This window comes from Pseudoalteromonas sp. SG41-1, assembly GCF_014164575.1.
In the GTDB taxonomy this organism is placed as follows: domain Bacteria; phylum Pseudomonadota; class Gammaproteobacteria; order Enterobacterales; family Alteromonadaceae; genus Pseudoalteromonas; species Pseudoalteromonas rhizosphaerae.
This window is the reverse complement of record NZ_JACJFL010000028.1, coordinates 47,701-59,535: the sequence shown is the minus strand read 5'-3', so window position 1 is coordinate 59,535 and position 11,835 is coordinate 47,701. Positions and strand designations below refer to the sequence as shown.

Sequence of the window (11,835 nt, the reverse complement as noted above, 5' to 3'; positions counted from 1 at the left end):
CAGCTAAAAGCAGAAACAAGCTTTAATAAAGGCATGCCCGCAAAACAGAAAAAAGCTATGCGCAGTACAGATTACCTTGAAAAGGTATTGAAATCATAGACTTTTTTCATGCTCTTGCCCTGGGTTTTTTCTAAGATTAATACCATTCACTATTTCATTGTTATGGCTTAGTTATACCAATTCGAATAACAAAGGATGTACCAATGAAACTCAATAACTACTTACTTACATTTTGCTGTGCTATTGGCAGCGCTCATCTTCATGCTGACGAATTTGCTAACGCTGGTGGCCATGCAACAACGAAACCGATAGAGCCGATTATGGCCACTATTCCTGCTGGCAGTTTTGCTATGGGATCTACCAAAAAAGAAAGTACCCAGCCTGTTACTAACGTCAATGTTAAAGAATTTAGTCTGGGTAAATATGAAGTCACCGTAAGTGAATTTCGTCGTTTTATTGCGGCAACAAATTATGCTGCACCAAAAGAATGCCGACATGAAATGAACGGGTGGTTCTTACAGTATTCAAAAGGCAACTGGGAAACTAATGCCTTAAATACCAGCGAATTTCAGCCCGTTGTTTGTATCAATTGGCAAGCGGCACAGGCTTATACAAAATGGTTAGCGAAGGAGACCGGTAAGCCTTATCGATTACCAACCGAGGCTGAGTGGGAATATGCCGCTAGAGCTGGCACTAAAACCGATTATTATTTTGGTGACGATCCTGATAATACACAAGTGTGTAACTATGCCAATGTTGGCGATTTATACGGTGAAAGTATCTTGCAGCGCGACAGTCATACTAGCTATTACAACTGGAGTGGCGATATTGCCCATTGTAATGATCACTCAGCTTACGCCAGCATTGTTGGTATGTATGAGCCTAATGCTTTTGGTTTGTTTGATGTATTAAGTAATGTACAAGAATTCTTAGCTGATTGTTATGTGCGAGGCTACAAGCATATCGCTAATGATGGTTCAGCTTACGTAAGTGACGAGTGTGAGCTGCGTGCTGCTCGAGGTGGTAGTTGGCATTGGAGTCATAGTCCGCTATTTAGTCGAGGCGCTATTCCAGAAGATTTTGCTGGCGGCGTTGATGGCTTTAGACTCGCACTTGATGGAGCCGCACCCAAACTAGCTAAAAGCAGTCAAAAATTTCAACGTGAGTTAATTTTTGCTCAACAACAAGAGCAAAAGCGCCGAGATAATCAGCCTGCTATTCCAGCCCAAGTGACTAATGTTGTATTAACGCAAACAGACGATTCGGTAACGCTAACGTGGGATAAAAGTGAGGACAGTGATGTCGATAGCTATCGTGTTTATCGCAATTTACTTTCTGGTGGTATGTTTAAGTTACTTGCAAGCAACCTGACTCAAACAACGTTTACAGATAAAAATATTGGGCAACATAAATATGACTATACCGTGGTGGCTGTTAAACAGCATCTGCAAAGTCACTACAGTAAGCCGATAACCATTGAACCAGGTTGGATAAGTGTTCCCGGTAAAGTAGAAGCTGAATGGGCAGTCGAATTTAGTGATAGTGTAATTTCTTTTAGCTCTGATGGTGAGCGCTTTGGTAGCGTCTTAACGGGGCCAGATGCTATAGGTAAAAACGCTGTTATTACTTATCAGCTTAATGTCGCCAAAGCAGGGTTTTACCAACTTGAATATCGTGTTGCAGCCGAACGAGATACCAAAGGATTTGACGTCTATAGTAATGAAAAAAAATTGGCTGAAAACCCAGTACTTAAAACCGGCGGTTACGATAAATGGCAAATTCAGCAAGGCTCTCTGGTTAAGTTGAAACAAGGTAAGAATACACTAACCCTAAAATCTCGCGACAATAATTGGAAACTGAATTGGTTATCCTTGAAAGCGAGTTAATACCTAGTTAGAAAAAGCAAAAACTACTTGGGTAGCTTTTTAGCGTGGCTCTTGAAATATGCTTGCTACCCTTACTAGCTCGATAAAAAAGAGCAAAAAAATTTTTAAATAGCGTTTTTAAAGATTAAGCGTAAGTAATTTATCTTTATTATAACGTCGCCAATTCTCACCCGCATGCTCAGTAATATATTGAGAATAGAAGTCGTAATTTTCAGAGTCATTGTTATCACTACATAATAACAACGCAACATCCAAACTCAGGTTTCTGTCACCAGAAAGTTGCGCTTGTTCAAAGGTGCGTTTTGCTAAGCGATTAAAGTCCTTTGTTTGTTTACTGGCTTGGGCAAATAAAGTTTTTAGATAAGAGTTTTGTGGACTATCAATAGATGTAGTCGTTACAGATAAATTATCAATCAATGCCTTGGCTTCCGCCAAGCGATTTTCATCAAGGTAATATTGTAGCAAACTCTTGCGGCTACTTTGCGCAACCCAGTGGTCAGGCGTTAATTTGGTAAAGTCGAGTACTTGTTTAAAATGAGGTTCTTTGTCTGCTGGCGTTTGGGCAAAAATAGCATAATGAAAGGGGATTTTAGCAAAGTGATATGGTGGCAAGTTATACGCTTTCATTTTACGTTCAGCTTGTTGTAAATAAAGGTATTGGTCTGTTGCTTGCTTATTTTTATAAGCTAAAACTGAAAGGTAAGTGAGAGCATCTAATTCACGCAGTATATCGTTAACCTGCAGTGATAATTGCGCGGATTTGAGCAAACTTGCTTTCACCGCATTGTAGTTTTTATTTTGGTGATCTAACCAAGATTGAGCAAACCAGGCATCTGCTAGGCGCTTAGCATCATTAATCTTTTTGAATTGAGAAATTGCGCTGGCGAGTTTTTCTGAACTGAGCTCAAACAATTCTTTTCTTGTTAAAATTTCACTTTGTAGTAATAGGGCGTTACCTAATTGTTGTGTGTTTTGTGCTTCAATAGCAAAATTAGCAAGTTTATCAGCCATTACCATGGCTTTTTCAAACTCTTCCATTTGAATATAAAGCATCGCCAACTTGCCTAAGTTAATAAAGTCGTTAGGTTTGCTTTTATGGGCGATAGATAACTTAGCCAGTCTGATTTCAAGTGACTGTGGTGACATTAATAAGTCATAAATGTAATCTTGTGATAAGTGCTGTTTTAGCTTGCTTATCACTGCTTGATTGGAAGAACCTGTTAATTGTCCGCGCCAGTCCGTAATAGGACCTTTCAAGATAAAATCTAGATAGGTGAGTGAATTATAGGTACGTACGTTGGCGGTTAGTATCAGTGGATGCTTATCAGCAAGCTTTGGATATTCACTCTCAATCGATGTTTCAAAGTGCAAAGGGCTTAGTTGGGGTAGTTCTGTAAAATCAAAAAATTCATCATCAGCGAGCTTTATAGTGTTGTTACTAAGGCTTTGAGTAAAAGGTATATAAGCAATGCTAATTGCAGCAGGTGCGGCGACTTTATCAGAACTATGTGGGAATAGGATTAAGATTGCTGTGGCGAAAACAACCAGTAAACTTGTGAGCAAAGCATAAAATCCCATAGGCTTTTTTTCTGCCGGGCCAACTTTATATATATCGCTTGAGTTTATGTCAGACGTTGCGTTAGCACCGATTTTTTGTGTCAATGGCATAGTTGCTATTGGCTTAGCTTTAATTGTAGTAGTCGTAATGTTTACAGATCGAGGCTCAGTTATTACTGCTGTTTGTATTTGGCTTGTATTCAATTGCCATTGATAACCTCGCTTAGGGAAAGTTTTAATCGCGCTATTACCAAAAACAGCTCTTAGATGGCTAATATTTTGAAATACAGCCTGTTCAGACACCACTTTATCGTGCCAAACCTTAGTTAAAATAGCATCTTTACTAAAAACTTGTGTGGAATCAGAAAGCAGTAACGCCAATAGCTTAGCTTCATTAGGACGAATATCAATATCGTCGCCATTTTTGCTGAGTATTAAGTTGTTACTGTCGAATTCAAAATCTAAAAAAGTATATCGCATTATTTAAAGTATTTAGTTTGCTGCTACTATAATCCAACATCATCTTAACCGACCTAATGTTTAAAGGGGAGTATTTATCAATAGCGTGATGACAAGATTAACAGTTACATCATCATCAGCCTCAACTTATCTATGTATTCAAATAAAAGCCTTACCCATTTTGAATAAGTGCATGATTTCGACATGTTGAATTCAGAAATGAAAAAAACGTTCCTACATTTATCAACCAAATAGTAAGGTCAGATATCAGCTACACAACCTTAGCAGAAAGACCTGTCTATCTGCTAAGGAAGTTATATTTACTAATACTTAACAAGTAGCAGAAATAAATTGAGTATCTCTCTATTTATAAGCGAGTTACGCTAAATCCCTGATCTTGAAATTGCTTTAACAAACCGTGTTGTTCTGGCAAATGCAGGGCGCCTACGGCGATAAATAGTTTTTCTTTACCGATGCGAGGCGTGAGCTCTCTAACCCAATTATTGTTACGTTCAATCAGCATTACTTGTTCGCTGATCTCACCGTAGTTGCTGTCGTCAAAGCTTTCATTGTAATACTTAGTTAAGGTCGCCATATCACCATTTTTCCATGCATTAACTAAGCTAATAAAGTAGGTTTCAACGTCGGCAAGCTGTTCAAACGTTTCTTCAATCATTTCGTTACTTAACAACGATAGATTATTAAACATCTCCATTTGATATTCGAGAGTTTCTAATTCGCCAACTGGTATATTGTTGGTTTTTGTATAGGCAAGTACTTGCTTATCAATGCCATATTGATCGGAAAAACCAATATTTTGAAATTCGATTTGCAACATAGTAACCATTACGGCCCATGGCGCCATATTGTTAAACATCGCAATATCAATTGATTTGTTGCTGAAGTATTGGTCAAGCTTCTTATAGTTTTGTTCCGAAAGCTCAGTTTGCAGTGTTTTGCCATTTTTTAGCATCATAAAAGGCATTGAGCGGCGCTGCATTTCCATCGGGCTAATTGCACTAACATTGACTTCAACAATTACTTTATCACTGGCATCAAGCGCGTCGGTTACTTTTTTAGGTAGTCCTTTCATGGTGGCATCACCGACATGCACAGTGCCAAACAAATATGATTTAACACCATTTTTTTCTAATTGCCACAACCCAGGTTCACTGTGGCTAGCAAAACTAATACACAGTAAAAGGGATAAAATAAAGTAACTGCTAATACGCTGAGTGAGGTTCATAATTGTCCTTATTGGTTGGGTATATATCCATATTAAACCAATACGCTTAATTGGGTAACGTTAAAATTAATGCTAAGCGAGAGTTTGGCTTGTTTTTTGCGCTGATGGTAAAGTTATTGAGATTACATAAACTGTTCACTATCGCTAGTCCCAAGCCGTGGCGTTGGTTATTCGTTCGTGAGCTATCAAGCTGGTAAAGGGGGGCAAAAATAGCCTCTAGTTGTTGTTCACTTAAAGGCTTAGCTAAAGCGTTACATAGCGTGATTTTGGTGTGATATTCAGTTTGTTCGACCTGTAAGTTGATAGGTTGGGTGCTAAGCCCATAAAACAATGCGTTATCGAGCAAGTTAGATAAAATGGTATGCAGGCAAAATCGATCCGCGGTGATCATCAGCTCAGTTGCAACATTTAGCAGTAAGCGCTGCTTAATATCGGCATGTTTAAACTGCAGTTCATTGCTTAATTGCGTAATAAAGTCACTTAAATTAACGCTTTCTAAATTGAGCTCTACAGCGCTACTACCAGCGCGCTGTAATAGCAGCAAGTTATTGACGATGGTTTTCATACGCTGAGATATAGCCAATATATCGCTGGTATATGTGGCGCTAATACGCTCATCATCAGGGTAGCGCAGTGCCACTTCTGACAAGCTGATCAGCTCAGAAATTGGCGTTTTCAATTCATGGGCGATGTCGCTGGTTAGGCGTTTTTCATTTTGATAGAGCTGTTGATTGGTGGTAATAAATTTATTCAGCTCATTACGAATAGGTTCAATTTCCTCTACCTGAAAGTCACTTTTGATAGTTTGTGAGGCGCCAGTGATATCGAGTAATTTTATTTGTTCATTTAAGTTGTTAAGTGGAAAGAGGCCACGATTAACGATTCGAGTGACTAAATAACGTACTCCAAAAACTGCGATAATGCAGGTCAGAATAAAAACCACATCAATGATCAGCAATACTTTATTTAATGATGAAATAGGGGCTGCGATAGTTAAAACCATGGTCTTAAAATGACCGCTGCCGCGTGCTGCTTCGTCTTCTTGTTGGGCAATGAAGTGGCTGATCATGGCGCGACCCTCTTCACCGTTAGGCAAAGTGTAATCAATAATTTTAAATTCGTTAATGGGGATAGCGAAATTGGGTAAATCAATATTTTGATATAGTTGCAATGAATCTGATTTTTCAAACGTCTGTTGTTCGTGCCATAGCTGATAAAATTCGCTGGCATTAGCCTGCTCATATTCAGACATAAATTCGCCAGCAAAATCAAACTCTAGTTTGCCATTATGATCTTTCACTAAGGTTTTTAAATAATTAGATTTATTAGTTAACGATTGATGAAATTGGTTTTCAACCCAAGAATCAACGCTCAAATCGACAGTTAAAAAAATAGTAACCAGAATAATCGACAGTACGGCACTAATATTATTGACGAGTTTACGCTTGATAGAGTGACGTTTAGTTTTTGGCAACTCAGTTTTGAGAAGCGACATAACCAAATCCACGTTTATTCTTAATTGGTAGTTCGCCGCCTAGTAGTCGTACTTTTTTGCGGATCGCTGAAATATGTGCTTCTAGGGCATTTTTTGACAGCATATCAAATTGGCCGACCACGGCTTCGCTGATCATCTCAAGGCCTAACACCCGTTCTTTGGCACTAAATAAGCACTCAATGATTTTATATTCGTTGCGAGTAAGGTTTATGGGGTGCTGCTGATAATGCAGTGTTTTTAAGCTCAAATCTAACACGCATTCACCTACACAGAGTGTGTTTTGCTGGTTTTGTAATTGGCCTCGCCGAGACAACGCCAGTACTCTGGCATGTAATTCTTCAAACGAAAACGGTTTCGTTAGATAATCATCAGCACCTTTCATTAAGCCGTTTATTTTGTCTTGTGCTTCAGAGCGAGCTGATAGAATTAATACCCGAGCTTGACTCGAGCTGCTACGCAGTGCTTTGAGAATACTCATGCCATCAACACTTGGTAGCATTAAGTCGAGAATGATTAAATCATAGTCGCCACACAGTGCCATACTTAAACCTTGTGAACCATCACCGGTACCGTCCACGGTAAAACCGAGATTATTAAGGCCTACGTCTAGGCTGCGCCTAAGCGGTTCAGAATCTTCGATTACGAGTATTTTCATGATCTTAACTTAATTAAATAACACGGTTTGCCTTGCTGCTTTAGCAAGGCATCAGTGCGTTAATGATACCAACCATTTTGATAGGCTAAGTTACCTAAATTGGCATGTGCCAGTGCTTTTTTCACCAATTGTGGGTCGTTGCTGGTGGGCACTAATTTATCTTGTGTATATATATAAGTGGTTGCTGGTTTTTGTGGTTGTAAAATTACGACCTTATTACCTTGACCACTATTACCGGTTATGTAGGCAAAGTTTTTATCGTATTGCATCATTGCGCGTTGTTTGTTATCAGCGATTGGCTGCGCAAGATCGCGACCTATCATCGGATGTTCACCACTGGCTCCAATTAAGGATAATAATGTTGTCGGAATATCAAGTTGGCTGGCAAGCTGATGGTCACGCTTGGCATTGATACCCTTGCCAAAAATAACCGCAGGAATACGAAAGTGCTCAATCGGCACTAAACTTGCGCCCGATACGCGCGAATCATGATCGGCAATTACTATAAAGACGGTATCGTCCCAGTAACTTGATTGCTTTGCTTTTTCGATAAAGGTGCCTAATGCATAATCGGCATATTTTGCCGCATTATTGCGAGTTTGTTTTTGCTTATCGTATAAGGTGATTTTATTATCTGGAAACTCATAAGGGCTGTGATTAGAGCTGGAAAATACCAAGCTAAAAAAAGGTTTACCTTGTTGTTGTAACTTAGTCAGTTCAATATCCGCTTGGTTAAAGAGATCTTCATCAGAGGCGCCCCATGAACCATTAAAATCAATATTGGCAAAGTCATTACTATCTACAATCTGTTGAAAACCATTACCCAAAAAGAAGCTTTGCATATTATCAAAGTGGCTTTCACCACCGTAAATAAACTGGGTTTGGTAATCTTGTTTGCTTAAAAAGTCAGCAATGGTAAAAAAATCACGTTGCGATTTATCAAGCTTTACTACTGCGCGAGAAGGGGTGGGGGTAAATCCAGTAATAACCGCTTCTATACCACGAACTGAGCGTGTGCCTGTGGCGTATAAATTATCAAACCCCCAACCTCGCTGATAAAGTTTATCTATATTAGGGGTTAAAGGTAAGCCGCCTAAAGTACCCACATAACGTGCTCCTAAACTTTCTTGCAAAATGATAACTAAGTTTTTGGGCTTCCCTTGATACGCCGCTTGATGAAAGGTTTTGGTTGGTGCGCTGGCATCGTTAAAAACAGCTTGCTCATTTTGCATACTCGCGCGTACTAAGGCTAATAATTCCTCTTCGGCCATGGTGCCATAAAAGTCTAGGCTTGATTTTTCGTTACCGAGTTGTTTAATTGCAAAGACTACGCTATACAACGAGTTAAGACTAAGATCATTAAGTAAATGATCAGTTGAGAATGCCACCATTGCAGGGTTTAACGGTCGATGACCGAGTGAGTTACGTGCACCTAGAACGGTTAAGCACAGTAAGCTAATCACCAATAAGGAGTGTTTTATGATTGGCAACTGACAGTGGCTACGCCATTGGCTGGTAAAAACTTTTGTAGCCAGTTTTACCCCAACGATCAAGAATAATAAAGTGGTGAATACCTCTATTTTATACCCCGCAAAAATCATTCGAGAGACTTCTTTTGGGTATATTAAGTATTCAATAAATAAGCGGTTTGGACGCAAATCATATTCATTAATAAAGGTCGCAGTGATCACTTCAAAGAAGATCAGCAACGCGGTCATTAGCAATAAATAGTATTTAATGATGCCACGAATAAGCTGCTGTTTAGAGACTAACGTGCTGATAATTATCAACAACAATGCCGGCATTAAAATATAACTTAAGGTAGCCGTATCAACGCGCAAGCCGCCAACAAAAATATTTAGCCAAGCATGAGAGCTAAATACTCGCTCACCTTGCCATACACTTAAGCTAAAACGAGCCAGGGTTAACATAATCAGCGATAAACTAAAAAATGTTAGCAATACCCAGTATGGACCGAGTTTATTTTGTAGTTGCGCAAGACTAAATTTATCAGTTATGCCCATAAAATAGCCCACCAAACCAGTGTGCTAATCATCATTGCTATAAATACACTGGCAGAGGCAATATCTTTAGCCAGCCCAGAGAGTTCATGATGTTCTGTACCAATACGATCAACCACCACTTCAATCGCGGTATTGACTAACTCGGCGAATAGTACAAACAGCAAGCTGGCAATTAAAATAAGTTTATCGCTGGTGGGAATATTCGCCAGCCACGCAAACACTCCAAGTAATAAAAATAGCACGAGTTCTTGCTGAAATGCAGCTTCAAATCGCGTCATCCATTTTAAGCCATTGAAAGTATGGCGTAAGGTAAATAAAAGGCGTAGTAGTCCTTGGCGTTTGAGTACCGTCTTCGAATTATTCATTATTGTTTTTCACTTTTTTATTAATTGCTTTACAGTTACTTACTAAATCTAAAGACTGTTCATAGGCTTTACTTTTGATGCCTATTAGAGTGATTAATGTATGGAATATATTGTCGTGAGAAGCAGCTTGTTGTTGGTCAACACTCTTTAAGCAACTTTCTGTAATACGTTGGTTGCCTTTGGCAGCCCACATATACATAGGAACATGGGTTTGGCCACTAGGAGCAAAGCTATACGGAAAGCCATGTAAGTAGGCGCCATTTTCGCCGAGCGACTCACCGTGATCTGAAATATATACAAAGGTTTTATCAATATTGTCAGGTAAGTTATTTAGTTCGGTTAACATTAATGAATTTACGTAGTCGCTATACGCTATGGTGTTGTCGTAAGTATTAACTAACTGCTCAGTGCTACAGTTTTGTATATCACTGCGATCGCAGGTTGGTGTGAATTGCTTAAATTGATATGGGTAGCGCTGAAAGTAAGTGGGTCCATGAGAGCCCATCATATGCAATACAATGACCGTATTAGCTTGGCTTAAATTAGCTAGTTTACGTTTAAGTGGTGCTAGTAACGCTTCGTCATAGCAATGCTGTTGTTCACAAAGTGCAGAGTTATCTACCTTGATGGTAATATTGGTAACGCGATTACAGACATTTTTACAGCCACTGTTATTATTAACCCACAACACATCAGCGCCAGCGCTTTGGGCTATGTCGAGAATGTTTTGCTGGTTATCAGCTTCGTTACGTGAGAACTCAGCTTGGTTTTGTTGTGAGAACATACAAGGGACCGATACCGCTGTTGCGGTTCCACAGGACGCTACATTGTTCAGGTACGTTACTTTGAAAGGTCGAGTGAAACGGTTGGTATCGCGTGTATAGCCTTGGTAAGCAAAGTTTTCAGCGCGTGCTGTTTCACCCACCACGATAACGGTTACTTGCGTGTGTTGTGATGTACTTAGTACTGGCGCAGGGTCTAAAATTTGAAATGGTTCGTCAGAGACCAGCCATTGATCGCGAATATATTTATAGCCACTGCTTAAATATTGGAATGGAATTAACTCTTTCTTTAATAATTGATTGTTACGTCCGGTAGCGGCATAGTCGGCATAAAAACTCAATACAATTACGGCGATTAAGGCAAAGCAGCCCAGTAGCAGTTTACAACGACTCACCAGCTCTTTGCTAACCAGACTAAAGCGAACCTTGGTTTTGATTAAAACCAATAGCGGCACTAAGGCGAACAAACAAAAGAATATAATAAATTGCAAGTTAAGATAGCTTGCCGCTTCATGACCGTCAGTTTCAAAAGTGTTTTGAATCATAGAATAGTCAAATACCACTCCATAATTTAAAGTGCCGTAAAGAACGGCGCACGAGCTTAACAATAATATGTAATTAATTGGTTTGAGTAGCCAGCGGCTAGATAATATTGAAAAGAAAATAATTAATAAGCACAGCAACAGTAACGGCACTGAGAGTAAAAATAACCACGAAAAAGAGGGCAATGTGGTGATTGCGTTAAATGCACCATGCATAAAAGGAATATTGATTATTAAGCAGTAATAACATGCTAATGCGATGATAAAAGTATTGGCGCTACAGGTAATGTAGAAGCGCTTTTTAAAACCTGTGCTGAGAAATTGGCTTACCAACATAAATTGAGAACTCAATAATAATAATTTAATACCTGCATGGTAGAGTCCAAGACTTAAGAAACACTTAAGGCTAACTAGTCATTTCCTGAATGAGGTGATTTAAAAAAGAATGATTTATTGTGATTTCGTCAAAAATTAATCAAACCAGTAATTGGTTATAACGAGGTATGAAATATCAATAGCTTCATATATTAGGAAAATTAATCTATTTAGGCTTACATATTGGATTTTTATGCCTTTAAAATTGATTGGTGAGTGTTTTTTTAGATTGATTTTAAGGTTGACTTAGCACTCCCATCGCGGTACTAATATAAAAAGACAGCGGGGGAGTTGCAATTCCTTCGTAAATTAACAAATTTTGGTATTTATTACATGCTTACAAACGCACTAAACCTAGTCCTTATTAACGTCGTGGTGATTATTATTACCGCGGGGGCTACTTAGTGCTTTAAAAATACGTAAAGCATTATAAAAGCCCCCCGCACTTA

General features: G+C 39.0%; 8 protein-coding genes. 1 reads left to right on the top strand and 7 read right to left on the bottom strand.

Annotated features, from left to right (window positions below):
• Positions 1–203 precede the first annotated feature (203 nt).
• Complete coding sequence (locus tag H5203_RS14910) at positions 204–1,886, top strand: SUMF1/EgtB/PvdO family nonheme iron enzyme (protein WP_182819923.1); 1,683 nt, start codon at positions 204–206, stop codon at positions 1,884–1,886.
• Between the two features lie 117 nt (positions 1,887–2,003).
• Here the strand turns inward: H5203_RS14910 and H5203_RS14905 are convergent, their stop codons facing one another.
• The 7 genes from H5203_RS14905 to H5203_RS14875 all read right to left on the bottom strand — a co-directional run bounded on the left by H5203_RS14905 (position 2,004) and on the right by H5203_RS14875 (position 11,347).
• Positions 2,004–3,923, bottom strand: coding sequence for a transcriptional regulator (locus H5203_RS14905; protein WP_182819922.1), 1,920 nt, complete (start codon positions 3,921–3,923; stop codon positions 2,004–2,006).
• A 346-nt stretch (positions 3,924–4,269) separates the two neighbouring features.
• A complete protein-coding gene (locus H5203_RS14900) occupies positions 4,270–5,148 on the bottom strand; it encodes a TraB/GumN family protein (RefSeq protein ID WP_145238356.1) in 879 nt (292 codons plus the stop codon).
• A gap of 46 nt (positions 5,149–5,194) precedes the next feature.
• Positions 5,195–6,643 (bottom strand): sensor histidine kinase KdpD, encoded by a 1,449-nt coding sequence (locus H5203_RS14895; protein ID WP_182819921.1) that lies wholly within the window; start codon positions 6,641–6,643, stop codon positions 5,195–5,197.
• Complete coding sequence (locus H5203_RS14890) at positions 6,624–7,298, bottom strand: response regulator transcription factor (protein WP_145238362.1); 675 nt, start codon at positions 7,296–7,298, stop codon at positions 6,624–6,626. Before H5203_RS14890 ends, H5203_RS14895 begins: the two co-directional genes overlap by 20 nt.
• A 59-nt stretch (positions 7,299–7,357) precedes the next feature.
• The gene (locus H5203_RS14885; RefSeq protein WP_182819920.1) at positions 7,358–9,322 is read right to left on the bottom strand and encodes an LTA synthase family protein; all 1,965 of its coding nucleotides are present in this window, start codon (positions 9,320–9,322) and stop codon (positions 7,358–7,360) included.
• Complete coding sequence (locus H5203_RS14880; RefSeq protein ID WP_182819919.1) at positions 9,313–9,687, bottom strand: diacylglycerol kinase; 375 nt, start codon at positions 9,685–9,687, stop codon at positions 9,313–9,315. The genes H5203_RS14885 and H5203_RS14880 overlap by 10 nt, the downstream gene beginning before the upstream one ends.
• Complete coding sequence (locus H5203_RS14875) at positions 9,680–11,347, bottom strand: phosphoethanolamine transferase (RefSeq protein WP_182819918.1); 1,668 nt, start codon at positions 11,345–11,347, stop codon at positions 9,680–9,682. The genes H5203_RS14880 and H5203_RS14875 overlap by 8 nt, the downstream gene beginning before the upstream one ends.
• Positions 11,348–11,835: the final 488 nt, after the last annotated feature.

Coding starts and splice junctions, on each gene's coding strand:
- H5203_RS14910 (WP_182819923.1), top strand. CDS start 204: ATGAAACTCAATAACTACTTACTTACATTTTGCTGTGCTATTGGCAGC.
- H5203_RS14895 (WP_182819921.1), bottom strand. CDS start 6,643: ATGTCGCTTCTCAAAACTGAGTTGCCAAAAACTAAACGTCACTCTATC.
- H5203_RS14875 (WP_182819918.1), bottom strand. CDS start 11,347: ATGTTGGTAAGCCAATTTCTCAGCACAGGTTTTAAAAAGCGCTTCTAC.
- H5203_RS14880 (WP_182819919.1), bottom strand. CDS start 9,687: ATGAATAATTCGAAGACGGTACTCAAACGCCAAGGACTACTACGCCTT.
- H5203_RS14905 (WP_182819922.1), bottom strand. CDS start 3,923: ATGCGATATACTTTTTTAGATTTTGAATTCGACAGTAACAACTTAATA.
- H5203_RS14885 (WP_182819920.1), bottom strand. CDS start 9,322: ATGGGCATAACTGATAAATTTAGTCTTGCGCAACTACAAAATAAACTC.
- H5203_RS14890 (WP_145238362.1), bottom strand. CDS start 7,298: ATGAAAATACTCGTAATCGAAGATTCTGAACCGCTTAGGCGCAGCCTA.
- H5203_RS14900 (WP_145238356.1), bottom strand. CDS start 5,148: ATGAACCTCACTCAGCGTATTAGCAGTTACTTTATTTTATCCCTTTTA.